The 15,390-nt window shown below is 69.8% G+C and carries 16 protein-coding genes and 1 CRISPR repeat array (1 of these 17 running past the window's edge); of the genes, 12 read left to right on the top strand and 4 right to left on the bottom strand.

Annotation, left to right across the window (positions count from 1 at the left end):
* The first annotated feature begins 18 nt into the window (after nt 1-18).
* Together AC21LY_RS05030 and AC21LY_RS05035 are read left to right on the top strand one after the other, a co-directional pair.
* The gene (locus AC21LY_RS05030) at nt 19-1,632 is read left to right on the top strand and encodes an NCS1 family nucleobase:cation symporter-1 (RefSeq protein ID WP_489045218.1); all 1,614 of its coding nucleotides are present in this window, start codon (nt 19-21) and stop codon (nt 1,630-1,632) included.
* The gene (locus tag AC21LY_RS05035) at nt 1,632-2,390 is read left to right on the top strand and encodes an IclR family transcriptional regulator (protein ID WP_489045219.1); all 759 of its coding nucleotides are present in this window, start codon (nt 1,632-1,634) and stop codon (nt 2,388-2,390) included. Before AC21LY_RS05030 ends, AC21LY_RS05035 begins: the two co-directional genes overlap by 1 nt.
* On the opposite strand, the gene AC21LY_RS05040 is transcribed toward AC21LY_RS05035, so the two are convergent.
* Entirely contained in the window at nt 2,368-3,609 is a 1,242-nt protein-coding gene (locus AC21LY_RS05040) for a threonine/serine exporter family protein (protein ID WP_489045220.1), read from the bottom strand. The two genes, AC21LY_RS05035 and AC21LY_RS05040, sit on opposite strands and share 23 nt — an antisense overlap.
* Before the next feature lie 114 nt (nt 3,610-3,723).
* Here AC21LY_RS05040 and AC21LY_RS05045 point away from each other — a divergent pair, with 114 nt between their 5' ends.
* A complete protein-coding gene (locus AC21LY_RS05045) occupies nt 3,724-4,005 on the top strand; it encodes a DUF2277 domain-containing protein (protein ID WP_489045221.1) in 282 nt (93 codons plus the stop codon).
* Between the two features lie 27 nt (nt 4,006-4,032).
* Here the strand turns inward: AC21LY_RS05045 and AC21LY_RS05050 are convergent, their stop codons facing one another.
* Nucleotides 4,033-4,935, bottom strand: a complete 903-nt coding sequence (locus AC21LY_RS05050) for a hypothetical protein (RefSeq protein ID WP_489045222.1) — start codon at nt 4,933-4,935, stop codon at nt 4,033-4,035.
* 132 nt (nt 4,936-5,067) lie between these two features.
* Between AC21LY_RS05050 and AC21LY_RS05055 the strand changes: the two genes are divergently transcribed.
* From AC21LY_RS05055 to tuf, 6 genes are all read left to right on the top strand, one after another.
* The gene (locus tag AC21LY_RS05055) at nt 5,068-5,463 is read left to right on the top strand and encodes a DUF5313 family protein (protein ID WP_489045223.1); all 396 of its coding nucleotides are present in this window, start codon (nt 5,068-5,070) and stop codon (nt 5,461-5,463) included.
* A 9-nt stretch (nt 5,464-5,472) separates the two neighbouring features.
* Entirely contained in the window at nt 5,473-6,351 is an 879-nt protein-coding gene (locus tag AC21LY_RS05060) for a DNA-3-methyladenine glycosylase family protein (protein ID WP_489045224.1), read from the top strand.
* A 339-nt stretch (nt 6,352-6,690) separates the two neighbouring features.
* Nucleotides 6,691-7,065 carry a 30S ribosomal protein S12 gene (gene rpsL, locus AC21LY_RS05065; RefSeq protein ID WP_068522692.1) on the top strand — a complete coding sequence of 125 codons (375 nt, stop codon included), beginning with the start codon at nt 6,691-6,693 and terminating at the stop codon, nt 7,063-7,065.
* Nucleotides 7,065-7,535, top strand: a complete 471-nt coding sequence (gene rpsG, locus AC21LY_RS05070; RefSeq protein WP_068533086.1) for a 30S ribosomal protein S7 — start codon at nt 7,065-7,067, stop codon at nt 7,533-7,535. The genes rpsL and rpsG overlap by 1 nt, the downstream gene beginning before the upstream one ends.
* Nucleotides 7,536-7,670: 135 nt before the next feature.
* Nucleotides 7,671-9,776 (top strand): elongation factor G, encoded by a 2,106-nt coding sequence (fusA, locus tag AC21LY_RS05075; protein ID WP_489045225.1) that lies wholly within the window; start codon nt 7,671-7,673, stop codon nt 9,774-9,776.
* Nucleotides 9,777-9,900: 124 nt separating this feature from the next.
* Nucleotides 9,901-11,091 (top strand): elongation factor Tu, encoded by a 1,191-nt coding sequence (tuf, locus tag AC21LY_RS05080; protein WP_489045226.1) that lies wholly within the window; start codon nt 9,901-9,903, stop codon nt 11,089-11,091.
* A gap of 94 nt (nt 11,092-11,185) precedes the next feature.
* Here the strand turns inward: tuf and AC21LY_RS05085 are convergent, their stop codons facing one another.
* Complete coding sequence (locus AC21LY_RS05085; protein WP_489045227.1) at nt 11,186-12,100, bottom strand: TIGR04222 domain-containing membrane protein; 915 nt, start codon at nt 12,098-12,100, stop codon at nt 11,186-11,188.
* A 212-nt stretch (nt 12,101-12,312) separates the two neighbouring features.
* Between AC21LY_RS05085 and AC21LY_RS05090 the strand changes: the two genes are divergently transcribed.
* Both AC21LY_RS05090 and AC21LY_RS05095 read left to right on the top strand, forming a co-directional pair.
* Nucleotides 12,313-12,672, top strand: a complete 360-nt coding sequence (locus AC21LY_RS05090; RefSeq protein ID WP_489045228.1) for a DUF732 domain-containing protein — start codon at nt 12,313-12,315, stop codon at nt 12,670-12,672.
* Nucleotides 12,673-12,696: 24 nt separating this feature from the next.
* A complete protein-coding gene (locus AC21LY_RS05095) occupies nt 12,697-13,521 on the top strand; it encodes an SHOCT domain-containing protein (protein WP_489045230.1) in 825 nt (274 codons plus the stop codon).
* Nucleotides 13,522-13,526: 5 nt separating this feature from the next.
* Here AC21LY_RS05095 and AC21LY_RS05100 read toward each other — a convergent pair whose 3' ends face one another.
* The gene (locus AC21LY_RS05100; RefSeq protein WP_158645010.1) at nt 13,527-13,685 is read right to left on the bottom strand and encodes a DUF5302 domain-containing protein; all 159 of its coding nucleotides are present in this window, start codon (nt 13,683-13,685) and stop codon (nt 13,527-13,529) included.
* Between the two features lie 101 nt (nt 13,686-13,786).
* On the opposite strand from AC21LY_RS05100, the gene AC21LY_RS05105 reads away from it, so the two are divergent.
* Nucleotides 13,787-14,584 (top strand): SDR family oxidoreductase, encoded by a 798-nt coding sequence (locus tag AC21LY_RS05105; protein WP_489045231.1) that lies wholly within the window; start codon nt 13,787-13,789, stop codon nt 14,582-14,584.
* A 154-nt stretch (nt 14,585-14,738) separates the two neighbouring features.
* Nucleotides 14,739-15,390: a CRISPR direct-repeat array (repeat unit 37 nt; unit sequence GCCTCAACGAAGAGCCGGCGACCGAGGTCGCCGACGG) (it continues 7,589 nt past the right edge of the window).

Raw genomic sequence — 15,390 nt, forward strand, 5'->3', positions numbered from 1 at the left:
CCTTTCTACCGTCGGTTCATGACGAAATCATTGACCAAGAAGACGGTGCCCCCGCCCGGCGCACAGACCGCTGTCGGCGACATGGTCGAGGCGGCCGGTCACCCCACGGGCAGTGGCGTGATCAAGCCCGGATACGACCCCCGGCTGACCAACGAGGACCTCGCGCCGCTCGGCAAGCAGAGCTGGGGTTCGTACAACATCTTCGCCTTCTGGATGTCCGACGTGCACAGCGTCGGCGGCTACGTGACCGCGGGCAGCCTGTTCGCGCTCGGCCTGGCGAGCTGGCAGGTGCTCATCGCCCTGTTGGTCGGCATCGTGATCGTCTACGTGCTGTGCAACCTGGTCGCGAAGCCGAGCCAGGTCACGGGCGTGCCGTATCCGGTGATCTGCCGCAGTGTCTTCGGCGTCCTGGGGGCCAACATCCCGGCCATCATCCGCGGCCTGATCGCGGTGGCCTGGTACGGCATCCAGACCTTCCTGGCCTCCGCGGCACTGGACGTCGTGCTGATCAAGCTGTTCCCGGGCCTCGCGCCGTACGCGGACGTGCAGGCCTACGGCTTCCTCGGCCTGCCGCTCCTGGGCTGGTGCAGCTTCCTGCTGCTGTGGGTGCTCCAGGCGTGCGTCTTCTGGCGGGGCATGGAATCGATCCGCAAGTTCATCGACTTCTGCGGGCCCGCCGTCTACGTGGTCATGTTCCTGCTCTGCGGGTACCTCATCTACAAGGCCGGCTGGAGCAACATCGATCTCAACCTCGGCGACGTGAAGTACCACGGCCTCGACGCGATCCCGGTGATGCTCGGCGCGATCGCGCTGGTGGTCTCGTACTTCTCCGGACCCCTGCTCAACTTCGGCGACTTCTCGCGCTACGGCAAGTCCTTCGACGCGGTCAAGAAGGGGAACTTCCTGGGCCTGCCGGTGAACTTCCTCGTCTTCTCCCTCCTCGTGGTCGTCACGGCGTCGCTGACCCTGCCGGTCTTCGGCGAGCTGATCACCGATCCGGTGGCCACCGTGGCCCGCATCGACAGCACCTTCGCCATCGTCCTCGGGGCCCTGACCTTCACGATCGCCACGATCGGCATCAACATCGTCGCCAACTTCATCAGCCCCGCGTTCGACTTCTCCAATGTCGATCCGCAGCGGATCAGCTGGCGCGCGGGCGGCATGATCGCCGCCGTCGGATCGGTCCTGATCACCCCGTGGAACCTGTACAGCAATCCCGAGGTGATCCACTACACCCTGGAGACGCTGGGCGCCTTCATCGGTCCGCTCTTCGGCGTGCTGATCGCGGACTACTACCGGGTGCGTAAACAGCGCGTGGTCGTGGACGACCTGTTCACGCTCGATCGGAAGGCCTCCTACTGGTACACGAAGGGCTACAACCCCGCTGCCGTGATCGCCACCGTCGTCGGCGCGATCCTCGCCGTGGCGCCGGTCCTGCTGGGCGGGAGTGTCTACGGCATGCACACCGCGGCGCAGTACAGCTGGTTCATCGGCTGCGGCGTGGCGTTCGGCGCCTACGTGATCCTCGCGAAGCGGACCGACTGGGTGACGCCCTCGCTGCGGAGCGTCGACGAGCCGTCGGCCCAGGCGGTCCCGTCGGCCCCGTCGGCCCCGGGGACCGAGGGGGCGTGATGACGACGTCGGAGGAGGTCCGGTCGGTCTCGCGTGCCTTCGCGGTGCTGGAGGCGACCGCAGCGGCGCAGGGGGCGTGCACACTGAGCGACCTGGCCACCAGGTCGGAGCTGCCGGCGCCCACCATCCACCGGATGCTGGTCACGCTGGCGGAACTCGGCTACGTCGTTCGATCGCACACCCGCACGTACACGCTGGGCCCCCGGTTGATCGCGCTCAGCGACCTGGCCGACCGGCAACTGGGGTCGGTCGTGGCCCCGATCCTGCGGACGCTGTCGGAGGAGGTGGGGGAGGCCGTCGCGTTGGGGGTGCTCGACGGTGCGATGGTCACCTACACCTGCCAGGTCACCTCGCGGCACAGCCTGCGGCTGAGTCGCGAGGTGGGGGAGCGGAGCCTGCTGCATGTCGGCGCGGCGGGGAAGGCCGTCCTGGCGTCGCTGAGCGAGCCGGCGATCTCGGAGGCGGTCGGCGACGGTGACGGTGCCGACGCGATCCGCGCGGAACTGGAGCAGATCCGGGCGCGGGGGTACGCGGTGGACGACCAGGGCCACGCGCAGGGAGTGCGGGGCATGGCGATGGCCGTGCCCGGTGTGCCGACGCCGATGGCGGTGGAGATCGCCGCTCCGACGTGCCGGGTGGGCTTCGACTTCGTCGCGGTCGCGGTGCCCGCCCTGCGGCGGGCGGTCGTCGCGATCGCGGACGTGGTGACGGTGCCGCCGCTGCGTGCGCCGGCGGTCAGCGGCGACGGACCGCCATGACCCTGTCGGTGAGGGTCATGCCGAACGTGACGCCGACGCCGAGACCGAAGCACACGGCGCCGGCGGTGGCGAAGGCGGTGACGCCGCTGCGGTGCGCCAGCTCGGCGGCGAGGCCCTCGTACACGGTGAGACCGGGGAGCAGCGCGCCGGTGATCCCCATGAGCGCCAGCACTGTGGCGGGGTACGGGATCCGCCGGGACCACAGGCTGGCGCCGATCCCCAGCAGGGCGGCGGCGACCGCCGCGGCCCACGCCGGCGGCACGTTCAGGACGTGGATCAACGCCTGATTGCACACCGCCGTCGCCAACCCGATCGCGGCGGCGGGACCGAGCAGGTCGGCCCCGCCGCCGTTGGCGACGGCGTTCGCCATGGCACCGAGCACGGCGAACAGCAGGCCGAGTGGAACGGCCAGCGTGGGCAGCTCCCAGTGCTGGGCCGGTTCGAAGCCGATCCGGTCGGCCCCGGCGATCACCAGCGCACCGCCGATCACGATGCCGCTCACCACCAACAGCACCGACGATGCCCGGGCGAGGGCCGTGAGATGTTCGGAACCCGCGGCGTCCGCCACCCAGCCGACGATCTGCGGGAGCGGCACCAGAAGCGTCCAGGTGACCGCCACCGCGGCCGCCGCCTCGGACCAGGTCAGGGCGTGCGCCGCGTGCAGAAGTGCCGCGACGGCCCCTCCCGTCACGCACTGCGCGACGACGGCGAACAGCCGGTTCAGGCCGACCGCGCCGAACAGCGCGCCCATCGCGGAGACGGCGAACTGGACGAGCGCGGTGACGATCGCCGCCTTCGCCGGTACTCCGACCTGCAGCACGATGCAGACCGACAGCGCCGCGAGGCCGCCCGCGTTCCACCACCAGCCTCTCCGTTGCCGCTGCGCCGCGTCGATCGCGGCACCGGCGTTCTCGGCGGACAGGGTGCCCGTCGCGATCGCCTTGGTGACCTCATCCAGTCGCTTGGAGGCATCGCAGTCGAGGGCGTCCAGGCCGCGGCAGACGGCCATCCGGGAGTGCGCGGCACCGTCGTCCGCCACGTGCTCGACCCAGACGGTGCGTCCGGCGGCGGTGATGAGCGCGTCCGGCAGACCCATCCCCGCCGCGGCGCTCTGCACGCTCGGTATCGCCGCGGTGGTCGGCTCGCCGGATTGCAGCCGGGCCGCGAGCAGCCGCACCAGTACGTCCAGCCGGACCCGGACGGCGTTCGTGTCCGACACCGGCCCACCCCCTGCGATTGCTCCGCTTCCACGGTGAGCGTAGCTACCTGCGCGGCGCGTGCTGCGGGGAGTTACGGGGGTGACGGCGGCCCGGCGCGGGGCTACCGTCGGTGTATGTGCCGGAACATCACTGAACTGCGGGGACTCGAACCCGCCGCCACCGACGAGGAGATCGAGGCCGCCGCGCGGCAGTACGTGCGCAAGGTCTCGGGGATCCAGAAGGTGAGCGACGCCAATCGCGACGCCTTCGAGAAGGCCGTCGCCAAGGTCACCGCTGCCACCGAGGAACTGCTCGACGCGCTGCCCGCACGGCGGCAACCGCCGAAGACGGTGCCACCCCTGCGCCGCCCCGAGGTCCGCGCGCGGATCGAGGCGAGAGCCGCAGCCGGAGCCTGAGTCCTCCGGGGTCCGGGCGGCGTTCGCTCAGTCCCCGCCGCCGGCGGCCGTGGAGCCCGCGCGCTCAACGGCCCCCTCTGACCCGGCCGCGACCGCCGCGCCGGAACCGGAGGAGTCGGGCGCGACCGGCGTGGTCCCGGCCGGCTCGTTCGTGACGGACCCCGTCGCGGAGGGGCGATCGGGGGAGCCGCTCGACGTGGGCGGCGCCACGGCACCCGTGAGGATCCGCCCGTTCTCCGCCGCCACGGCCCCCGCGGCGTTCAGCCCGGCCTGCACCGCCGCGACGGGATCGCCGGACTGCGCGAGCGTCGTCGCCGCGGCGTTCGCGGTCTGCGTCGCTCCGAGCAGCGACAGCTCCGGAACGTAGAACGCCGCCGCGAAGAACGCGTTCGCCCCCTGTACCACCGCCGTCTCCGCCGGGCCCTGCGGCACCGGCGTGATGCCGAAGGGCGGGGGCGTCGTGAGCGGAGGCGGCGTCGGTGCCGCCGGCGGCAGAGGCTGCTGCAGCGCGGCGAGCAGATCGGTGCGCAGCGCCCCGACCGAGCCGGACCCGTTGCCGATCCGCATCAGGTCGAGCAGCCCGATGACCACACCGTTCTGGAACCGCGGGACCACCTGGTTGAGGTCGTTGCCGATGATGCCGGTCATCGCCGCGTCCGCGGGGCCGGTCACCGCCGCCGCGCCCGCCCCGAAAGCCCGGAGCGGGCCGCCCGGAGCAGCGGCCAGTGCCGCGCCCGGCGCCGCCAGAACGCCCGCCGGCACGCCGACCGCGCCCTGCAGCGCGTACGGGCAGATCGCGGCGCAGTTCTCCAGCTGGTTCTGCGCGAACTCGCCGAGCAGCGCGCCCGGCGGGGGCGTCGCCGCGAAGGCCGGGGCCGCCGCGAACAGCGCGAACGCCGCGGCGAGGGGGAGGGAGAAGCGCGCACGCATGGCAGTGAATCTACTCCGCCAGTGACCCATATCACAGAGTCGATGTCCGCTCGGCGCATACCGGCGCAGCGCCGACGGGTGAGCGGCTTTCACATGATTGTGAGGTGAATCACACGAGCGTATCGTCGAGGTATGTCCACGCACACGACTCGAACCACACCGAACCTCTTCGAGCGGGTGAAGTACCTCCTGGGAATGCGCCTGCCCGACTCCATGCGCGACTGGGTGATCAACGACGCCACCGGCCCCGGCCACAACCGCCGCTTCTTCATCCGCGGGGCACTGATGTTCGTGCCCTTCCTCGTCCTCGCGCTCGTCCTGCCCTCGCCCCTGTGGGTCAAGCTCGCCCTGATCGCGATGATGGCGCTCCCGGCCATCGTCTTCGTCGGCGGGCTGCGCACGATCTATCTGCAGGAGCTCCTGGTCGACAACGGCCTCGATCCGCACATCGAGAGCGGTAAGCAACTCGCCGAGCACCGTCGCCGCGCCTCGGTGTACGAGGCGAAGTACCGGCACCGGGCGGCGTAGCCTCGCCGGGTGACGGCAGAACGCTCATGGGCCCCGGGGCACGTCCTCGACCTGCACGGCACCGTCGGCGTGCTCCGCCGCGGCGCGGGTGATCCCGCCTACGCCCGGACGCCCGACGGTGCGCTCTGGCGCGCCGTGCACACCCCCGACGGACCCGGGACCGTGCGTCTGCGGTCGGCCGGCGGCACGGTGACGGCGCAGGCCTGGGGGAGTGGGGCGCACTGGTTGCTCGAGCACGCGCCGGCGATGGTCGGCGCGGACGACGAGCCCGAGGCCCTGGTCCCGCGGCACCCCGTCGTCGAACGGGCCGTCGCCGCATCGCCGGGCCTGCGCCTGACCCGGTCGCACCGGGTCTGGGAGACCCTGGTGCCGACGGTGCTGGAGCAGAAGGTCGTCGGCGCCGAGGCGTTCCGGGCCTGGCGTCACCTGGTTCGACGGTGCGGCACCGTCGCCCCGGGGCCGACGGGAGCGCCGGACCTGCGGGTGCCGCCCCCGCGCATCGACTGGGCCGCGATCCCCGCGTGGGAGTGGCACCGCGCCGGGGTGGAGCCGGTCCGGATGCGCACCATCATCGGCGCGAGCGCCGTCGAGGTCGAGCACCGCCCGGCGCGGCTGGGCGCTCTCCCGGGGATCGGCCCGTGGACCGTCGGGGACCTGCTGGGCCGGGCCTGCGGCGATCCGGACGCCGTTCCCATCGGCGACTACCATCTCCCGCGGATCGTGGGAATGGGCCTGGCCGGCGAGGCGTTGGACGATGCCGGGATGCTCGAGGTGCTCGAGCCCTACCGCGGCCAGCGCGGACGGGTGGTCAGGCTGCTCGTCCGGGCGGGCGTGGACCGGGAGAGGCGGGGCGCGCGGATGCCCGTGCGGGACTACCGGGCGCTGTGACGAACCTTTTTGACCATGGTGAGTTCAGCACGGTAAGCTGGGGAGCCGTGCCTGGCGAACGTCAGGACGATCTCACGTGTCCGTCGTTAGGCCGGGTGACCGGAACCGCCCACGGACGCGCGACACGCCCGACCTCGGGGTACGTGCGAGGCGGGTAGCTACTTCCCGGAAACGGGACTGACCAGCGGAAACGGCGTGAGCCATGAACGCCGGTGGGGCCGCGCTGCGGAGCCCGACTCATCGCCAGAGACGTCGAGCTGCCCGGAGCTACAACCGCAGCAGTAGGAACAAGTCGGCCGCACGGTCGGCGACAGCCGAAACGAAGGAAACAGCGCTTCTATGCCAACTATCAACCAGCTGGTCCGCAAGGGCCGCCGGGACAAGGCCTCCAAGACGAAGGTGGCCGCCCTCAAGGGCTCGCCGCAGCGTCGTGGCGTCTGCACCCGCGTCTACACCACGACCCCGAAGAAGCCGAACTCGGCGCTTCGTAAGGTCGCCCGCGTCCGCCTGACCAGCTCGGTCGAGGTCACCGCGTACATCCCCGGCGAAGGCCACAACCTTCAGGAGCACTCGATGGTGCTCGTCCGTGGCGGTCGTGTGAAGGACCTCCCGGGTGTTCGGTACAAGATCATCCGCGGCTCGCTCGATACCCAGGGCGTCAAGAACCGCAAGCAGGCGCGGAGCCGCTACGGCGCGAAGAAGGAGAAGGGCTGATGCCTCGTAAGGGACCGGCGCCCAAGCGCCCCGTCGTCAACGACCCCGTCTACGGCTCGCCCGTGGTCACCCAGCTCGTGAACAAGGTGCTCCTGGACGGCAAGAAGTCCACCGCCGAGCGCATCGTCTACGGCGCCCTCGAGGCGACCCGCGAGAAGACCGGCACCGATCCGGTTCTCACGCTGAAGAAGGCGCTCGACAACGTGCGCCCGTCGCTCGAGGTCAAGAGCCGCCGCGTCGGTGGCGCCACCTACCAGGTGCCGATCGAGGTGAAGGCCGGTCGTGCCAACACCCTCGCGCTGCGCTGGCTGGTGACCTTCACGCGGCAGCGTCGCGAGAAGACCATGATCGAGCGGCTCGCCAACGAGATCCTCGACGCGAGCAACGGCCTGGGCGCTTCGGTGAAGCGTCGCGAGGACACCCACAAGATGGCCGAGGCCAACCGGGCGTTCGCGCACTACCGCTGGTGATCTGATCCCACGGGCCGGCCCCGCCCGGCCGGCCCGTGGGACACCGGAGTAGTCGTTGCCGCTCGCGACAGAGCTCCAGCTGCCGCTCCGCGGCGGTGTTCCAACCATCCTTTTACGAGAACGAGGCTTACCACCGTGGCACAGGAAGTGCTTACCGACCTCACGAAGGTCCGCAACATCGGCATCATGGCGCATATCGATGCCGGTAAGACCACCACGACCGAGCGCATCCTCTTCTACACCGGCGTGAACTACAAGATCGGTGAGACCCACGACGGTGCCTCGACCACCGACTGGATGGAGCAGGAGAAGGAGCGGGGTATCACCATCACCTCCGCCGCCGTGACCTGCTTCTGGAAGAAGAACCAGATCAACATCATCGACACCCCCGGGCACGTCGACTTCACGGTCGAGGTGGAGCGCTCGCTCCGCGTGCTCGACGGTGCCGTCGCCGTCTTCGACGGCAAGGAGGGCGTCGAGCCCCAGTCGGAGCAGGTGTGGCGCCAGGCCGAGAAGTACGACGTCCCGCGTATCTGCTTCGTCAACAAGATGGACAAGCTGGGCGCCGACTTCTACTTCACCGTGCGCACCATCGAGGAGCGCCTCGGCGCGAAGCCGCTGGTCCTGCAGCTGCCGATCGGTGCCGAGGATGCCTTCGACGGCGTCGTCGACCTGCTCGAGATGAAGGCCATCACCTGGCGCGGCGTCGTCGAGATCGGCGCTGAGCCGACCATCGAGGAGATCCCCGCCGACCTCGCCGACAAGGCCGCCGAGTACCGCGAGAAGCTGCTCGAGACCGTCGCCGAGTCCGACGAGGCTCTGATGGAGAAGTACTTCGCCGGCGAAGAGCTCTCGATCGAGGAGATCAAGGCCGCGATCCGCAAGCTCACCGTCGCGCGCGAGCTGTACCCCGTGCTGTGCGGTTCGGCGTTCAAGAACAAGGGCGTGCAGCCCATGCTCGACGCCGTGATCGACTACCTCCCCAGCCCGCTCGACGTTCCCTCCATCGAGGGCCACGCCGTGGGCGACGAGGAGAAGATCATCTCCCGCAAGCCGAGCAAGGACGAGCCCTTCTCGGCCCTGGCGTTCAAGATCGCCGCGCACCCGTTCTTCGGCAAGCTCACCTTCGTCCGCGTGTACTCGGGTCACATCGACTCGGGCACCGGTGTGCTCAACGCCACCAAGGGCAAGAAGGAGCGCATCGGCAAGCTCTTCCAGATGCACGCCAACAAGGAGATGCCGGTCGAGGATGCGACCGCGGGTCACATCTACGCGATGATCGGCCTCAAGGACACCACCACGGGTGACACGCTCTGCGATCCGGCGAACCCGATCGTCCTCGAGTCGATGTCCTTCCCGGACCCGGTCATCAACGTCTCGATCGAGCCGAAGACCAAGTCCGACCAGGAGAAGCTCGGCGTCGCGATCCAGAAGCTCGCCGAGGAGGACCCCACCTTCTCCGTCGAGCTCGACGAGCAGACCGGCCAGACCGTCATCGGCGGCATGGGCGAGCTGCACCTCGACATCCTCGTCGACCGCATGCGTCGCGAGTTCAAGGTCGAGGCCAACGTCGGCAAGCCGCAGGTGGCCTACCGCGAGACGATCCGTCGCCCCGTCGAGAAGCACGAGTACACCCACAAGAAGCAGACGGGTGGCTCGGGCCAGTTCGCGCGCGTCATCATCAAGCTGGAGCCGCTGGAGGACGCCGAGGACGGCGCCACCTACGAGTTCGTCAACGCCGTGACCGGTGGCCGCGTCCCGAAGGAGTACATCCCTTCGGTCGACGCCGGCGCTCAGGACGCGATGCAGTACGGCGTGCTCGCTGGCTACCCGCTGGTGAACGTCAAGGTCACGCTGCTCGACGGCGCGTACCACGACGTGGACTCGTCCGAGATGGCGTTCAAGATCGCCGGTGCGCAGGCCTTCAAGGAGGCTGCACGCCAGGCCGGTCCCGTCATCCTCGAGCCCATCATGGCTGTCGAGGTCACGACCCCCGAGGATTACATGGGTGACGTGATCGGCGACCTCAACTCCCGCCGTGGCCAGATCCAGGCCATGGAGGAACGCAGCGGTGCCCGCCTCGTGAAGGCTCAGGTCCCGCTGTCGGAGATGTTCGGCTACATCGGCGACCTCCGGTCGAAGACCCAGGGCCGGGCGAACTACTCCATGGTCTTCGACTCGTACGCCGAGGTTCCGGCGAACGTGTCGAAGGAGATCATCGCGAAGGTGAACGGGGAGTAATCTCCCCGCTCTCCGGAGCGCGGCTCCTTGTGGGCCTGGCGCCTCGGCGTCGAAACCAACCGAAAGAAAATCACCCTTGCAGGGCAACCGGCCCGGCAAGCACTCAAGTCCAGGAGGACATCAAGTGGCGAAGGCGAAGTTCGAGCGGACCAAGCCGCACGTGAACATCGGCACCATCGGTCACGTCGACCACGGCAAGACCACCCTGACGGCTGCCATCACCAAGGTTCTGGCCGAGAAGTACCCGGACCTCAACGAGGCCTCGGCGTTCGATCAGATCGACAAGGCGCCCGAGGAGAAGGCTCGTGGCATCACGATCAACATCTCGCACGTCGAGTACCAGACCGAGAAGCGCCACTACGCTCACGTCGATGCGCCGGGTCACGCCGACTACATCAAGAACATGATCACCGGTGCCGCGCAGATGGACGGCGCGATCCTGGTCGTGGCCGCCACCGACGGCCCGATGCCCCAGACGCGTGAGCACGTGCTGCTCGCCCGCCAGGTCGGCGTGCCCTACATCCTGGTCGCCCTGAACAAGTGCGACATGGTCGACGACGAGGAGATCCTCGAGCTCGTCGAGATGGAGGTCCGCGAGCTGCTGGGTTCGCAGGAGTTCGACGAGGACGCCCCCGTCGTCCGCGTCTCCGGCTACCAGGCCCTGCAGGGCGATCCGAAGTGGACCGAGTCGATCGTCGAGCTGATGAACGCCGTCGACGAGTCCATCCCGGACCCCGAGCGTGAGACCGACAAGCCCTTCCTGATGCCGGTCGAGGACGTCTTCACGATCACCGGTCGTGGCACCGTCGTCACCGGTCGCGTCGAGCGCGGCATCATCAACGTGAACGAGGAGGTGGAGATCGTCGGCATCCGCGAGAAGTCGACCAAGACCACCGTCACGGGCATCGAGATGTTCCGCAAGCTGCTCGACTCGGGCCAGGCGGGCGACAACGTCGGCCTGCTGGTCCGTGGCCTCAAGCGCGAGGACGTCGAGCGCGGCCAGGTCGTCGTGAAGCCGGGCACCACCACCCCGCACACGGAGTTCGAGGGCCAGGCGTACATCCTGTCGAAGGACGAGGGCGGCCGCCACACCCCGTTCTTCAACAACTACCGTCCGCAGTTCTACTTCCGTACCACGGACGTGACCGGCGTCGTGACCCTACCCGAGGGCACCGAGATGGTCATGCCCGGCGACAACACCGAGATGAGCGTCAAGCTCATCCAGCCGGTCGCCATGGACGAGGGCCTGCGCTTCGCGATCCGCGAGGGTGGCCGCACCGTCGGTGCCGGCCGCGTCACCAAGATCGTCAAGTGATCTAGGTAGCTGCGTCGAACGGCGCCTCTCCCGCGAGGGAGGGGCGCCGTTTCGCATATCCGGGTGCGGTTTCCCGGGCCCGACGGTGCCGGGCTCACCCGCCGCAGCCGCCTCCGCCGCCGCAACTGCTACTGCTGCTGGAGGAGGACGAGCAGCTCGACGAGCCGCAGCCGCTGAAGCTCGTCGAGGCGCAGCCGGGCGAGCCGCCGCCGATGGTGAACGACGGCGTCATGGCCCCGGCCTCCGCCGCGTAGGCGCCGGCCGCCAGGGTGGGATCGAGCTGAGCGAGGCCCGCGACGCCGAACAGTGCCGCCGCGTACGCCGCGGCCGCGGCGCCGTAGGTCCGCATCGACGGCTTCAGCCGCGGGTGCAGGTGGGCGTGGCGGTGCTGCGCCGCCGCGAGCTCGCGGCGCCCGGCGGGCGTGAGCCTGCGAGTGCGCAGCGCCAGGACCAGGAACAGCACCGTCATCGCCACCACGGCGGCCACGAGGAAGCCGACGGGCTTACCGTCGGCGGCGCCGGCGACGATGCGGACGACGCCGAGCGCGATCACCGGCAGGAGCAGCAGGGCCGGGCCCGCCGACCGGGGCCGCGCGCGCAGCAGACCATCGCGCACGAGGCCCGAGCGGAGCTGCCGCAGCGGCGCCTCGAGGTCCCGGACCAGGGAGGTCGAGCGCATCTCGATCCGCTCCGCGACGCACCGGACGAACCAGTCGAGGTGGGCCCGATCCGCGTAGGTGAGGGGCCGGACGGTGCGTCCCGCACCGTCGACGATGGCGGCCGCGCGGAGCTGTGCGAGGGCCGCGACCACGGCGTTCCCGTCCGAGATCAGCATCCCCGTCTCGACGGGGCTCAGCACCGCGATCCGGTGCCGCGGCGCGCGGCGGCCGTTGCGGGCGACCAGCACGGCGATCGTCGTGAGCACGCACAGCAGCAGGTAGCCGACGAGGAAGTCGGCGCTCGGAATCCCCCAGGTGTCGCCCGCGGACAGGTATTGCATCATCGTCATCGACCCCTTTCGTCGTCTGCCCAGACTGGCGGCCGAACGACGATCGCGCCACCGTGGGACGGCGTCCGACGCCGAATCGAGATCGATTCCACGGGAGATTCTCATGGCATCGGCACCCTGATTGGGGGAGTCCGTGCGCGAACGGTGGACATCGGGGGATAATCCGTCTACACGTGGGGCGCGGTCCCACCGGAGGCGAGGAGAGACCACGGATGCCGAAGCTGACGAGGGCCCTGGCGGCGGGGATCGCGGCGGTGGGGATCGCCGCGCTGGCGCAGGCGCCGGCACACGCGGACGGCCGGCTCGACGAGGGACGATTCCTCGTGGTCACGAGCAACCTCCACGATTTCACCAAGCCCTTCGGGAACCGGACGACCGACGCGCAGACGATCCGGTTCGGCTACCGCGCCTGCGCGTCCCTGGACCGGTACCCGACGAGCACCGTCGCTGCCACGCGCGCGCTCTACAACGACGAGCGGGCGTACCCGCTGTGGGAGCGCCAGCAGTTCGTCTTCTACGCCGCGCAGTACCTGTGCACCCGCCATTGGGATCGATACAAGACCTACCCGTGACCGCGTGACCGTATCCTGCTCGCCATGAGCAACGCGCGCGCCGATCACGGCTTCGTCGTCACGTTCCTGAAGACCCTCGCGTTCATGATGCTGTGCGGGATCGTCGGGCCGATCTTTCTCGTCGTCTACTTCGCGATCGGCGATCGTTCGCTGCAGTGGATGTTCTGGACGGGCGCCGGGGTCACCGTCCTCAACGTGCTCATCGCCTTCGCGATCGCCTACAACGCGGACAACCGGCGCGAGAAGATCGCCCGCATGATGACGACGGGACGGATGGCGCTGGCCGACATCACGTCGATCGAGCAGACCAGCGTCGAGATCAACGACCAGCCGGTGATGCGGATCGGGCTGCGGATCCACGGCGACGGGGTTCCGACCTTCGACGCGCTGGTGCGCAAGACCGTGCCCATCGTGGCGCAGGGCCTGCTGCACCGCCGGGTGCTCGCGGTCCTCGTCGACCCGGTGACGCAGGAGTTCGAGATCGACTGGGACGCATCGGCGATGGTGGCGGGTTCGGTGCCCGCGCAGTTCTCCTCGACGGAGGACGGCCGCACCTACGACCTGAGCGGACAGCCGGAGCCCCTGATCCGGATCCTCGAGGTGCTGCGGCGCAACGGGATCGGGGCGCGCGGCACCGTCGACCTGCGTGGCGGTGACCCGGCCCTGCGGCAGGAGGTGATGGGCATCGTCCGGCAGTACGCCCGCGCCGCGGAGGCCGGGGCCGGGCAGGGCCCCGACAGCCGCACGCTGACCGAGCGCCTGAACGAGCTCGACGGCCTGCGTGCGGCGGGCCGGATCAATGATTCCGAGTATCAGGACGCCCGGCGGCGGCTGCTCGGAACCGTGTAGCTGCGCTATCCGCTCTTGCGGCGGAACTGCTGCTGGTGGCTCTCGGAGCCGTGCGGCGTCTGCGGCTTGGCGGCCCCGTCCAGGTGGGCGGAGCCCTGACGATTCGACGCATTCTTGCGTTCGAGTGCTTCCTTGAACTTGTCGGCGATACCGTCGGCGGTCATGGTGTTCTCCTCTCGTCGGCGTGGCTTCACGCTAAACCGGTCGGGGAGGGCTGTCATCCGATTTGTCGCAGGACCGTTCGCCGGGGGAAGGATTGAGGTTCATGGGCATGTACGTGGTCACGGGAGCCGGATCGGGGCTCGGGCGGGCGACGGCGGAGCGGCTGCACGCCGCCGGGCACGGGGTGATCGGCGTCGACCTGCACGGGACCGACGTCGAGGCGGACCTCGGGACGCCCGGGGGCCGATTCGAGGCGGTGGCCCGGATCGGTGAACTGGTGGGGTCGGCGCCGCTGACGGGCTTCGCGGCGTTCGCCGGGCTCGGCCCCGCGACGGGGCGGGCGGGCTCGTCGCTCGTGGCGGTCAACTACTTCGGCTCCGTCGATCTGCTGGTGGGCCTGCGGCCCCTGCTGGCGCGCGGGCCGTCGGCGGCGTTGCTGGTGAGCTTGAACTCGACCACCACCCAGCCGGGCTGGCCCCTGGAGCTGGCCGAGGCGTGCCTGCGCGGCGACGAGCACGCCGCCGCCGACCTCGCCGACTCCTACGGCGAGTACGCCTCCGTGCTCGCCTACCCCGCGACGAAGGCCGCGCTCGCGTACTTCGTGCGCACGCACGCCGCCGAGTACGTGCGGCAGGGCATCCGGCTCAACGCCATCGCGCCCGGGCTCATCGACACCCCCATGACCCGCGCCGGCCGCGACGACCCGCATCTCGGCGCCGCCATGGACGCCTTCCTCGACCTCATCCCCGCCGGCCGCGCCGGGAGGCCCTACGAGATCGCCGCGTTGGCGGCGTTCCTGTTGGGCCCGGAGTCCAGCTACTGCGTCGGCTCCGTCTTCTTCGCCGACGGTGGCCTCGACGCCCAGCAACGTCCCACCGACTGGCCCCGTCCGGCGGAGTGATCACGAGGTCTTAACCTTGAATCGATTCCGGCAGTGTTCAAGGTTATGGGCATAACCTTGAATGCTTGACCTGCTTCGACTGCGGTAGCGAAGGTCGGCGACCGAAGTCGCCGACGGGCTTCCCGCCGGCCACGTCACCGGGCTCCAGCTTCTCGCCTCAACGAAGAGTCGGCGACCGAAGTCGCCGACGGCCCGATGTTCGTGACCGCGTGCACCGACTGCTCGAAGCCTCAACGAAGAGCCGGCGACCGAAGTCGCCGACGGCGCTCGTGCCCGTTGAGCCGATCATCCGCGGCGTCGAGCCTCAACGAAGAGCCGGCGACCGAGGTCGCCGACGGATCCGCGGCCTCTACGAGGAGATGATGGCCCGCTACCGGCCTCAACGAAGAGCCGGCGACCGAGGTCGCCGACGGGATCAGCTGGCCCTTGTGCTCGTTGAGAATATTCAGAGCCTCAACGAAGAGCGGGCGACCGAGGTCGCCGACGGATCCGCGGCCTCTACGAGGAGATGATGGCCCGCTACCGGCCTCAACGAAGAGCCGGCGACCGAGGTCGCCGACGGGCACCCCCGAACCGGCACCAGCGGACACCGGGACGCCTCAACGAAGAGCCGGCGACCGAGGTCGCCGACGGGAGGGCCCCTCCCCACCCGCGCGCACGGGGCCCGCCGCGCCTCAACGAAGAGCCGGCGACCGAGGTCGCCGACGGGCACCAGCGAAACAACGCGCGCCGCGTAGTCCTCGCGCCTCAACGAAGAGCCGGCGACCGAGGCCCTACTCCGGTCATGATCCGGTGCCACCTAGGTG

The organism is Tsukamurella sp. II2bb, assembly GCF_057815145.1.

Coding starts and splice junctions, on each gene's coding strand:
- AC21LY_RS05030 (WP_489045218.1), top strand. CDS start 19: ATGACGAAATCATTGACCAAGAAGACGGTGCCCCCGCCCGGCGCACAG.
- AC21LY_RS05035 (WP_489045219.1), top strand. CDS start 1,632: ATGACGACGTCGGAGGAGGTCCGGTCGGTCTCGCGTGCCTTCGCGGTG.
- AC21LY_RS05045 (WP_489045221.1), top strand. CDS start 3,724: ATGTGCCGGAACATCACTGAACTGCGGGGACTCGAACCCGCCGCCACC.
- AC21LY_RS05050 (WP_489045222.1), bottom strand. CDS start 4,935: ATGCGTGCGCGCTTCTCCCTCCCCCTCGCCGCGGCGTTCGCGCTGTTC.
- AC21LY_RS05055 (WP_489045223.1), top strand. CDS start 5,068: ATGTCCACGCACACGACTCGAACCACACCGAACCTCTTCGAGCGGGTG.
- rpsL (WP_068522692.1), top strand. CDS start 6,691: ATGCCAACTATCAACCAGCTGGTCCGCAAGGGCCGCCGGGACAAGGCC.
- rpsG (WP_068533086.1), top strand. CDS start 7,065: ATGCCTCGTAAGGGACCGGCGCCCAAGCGCCCCGTCGTCAACGACCCC.
- AC21LY_RS05085 (WP_489045227.1), bottom strand. CDS start 12,100: ATGACGATGATGCAATACCTGTCCGCGGGCGACACCTGGGGGATTCCG.
- AC21LY_RS05090 (WP_489045228.1), top strand. CDS start 12,313: ATGCCGAAGCTGACGAGGGCCCTGGCGGCGGGGATCGCGGCGGTGGGG.
- AC21LY_RS05095 (WP_489045230.1), top strand. CDS start 12,697: ATGAGCAACGCGCGCGCCGATCACGGCTTCGTCGTCACGTTCCTGAAG.
- AC21LY_RS05100 (WP_158645010.1), bottom strand. CDS start 13,685: ATGACCGCCGACGGTATCGCCGACAAGTTCAAGGAAGCACTCGAACGC.
- AC21LY_RS05105 (WP_489045231.1), top strand. CDS start 13,787: ATGGGCATGTACGTGGTCACGGGAGCCGGATCGGGGCTCGGGCGGGCG.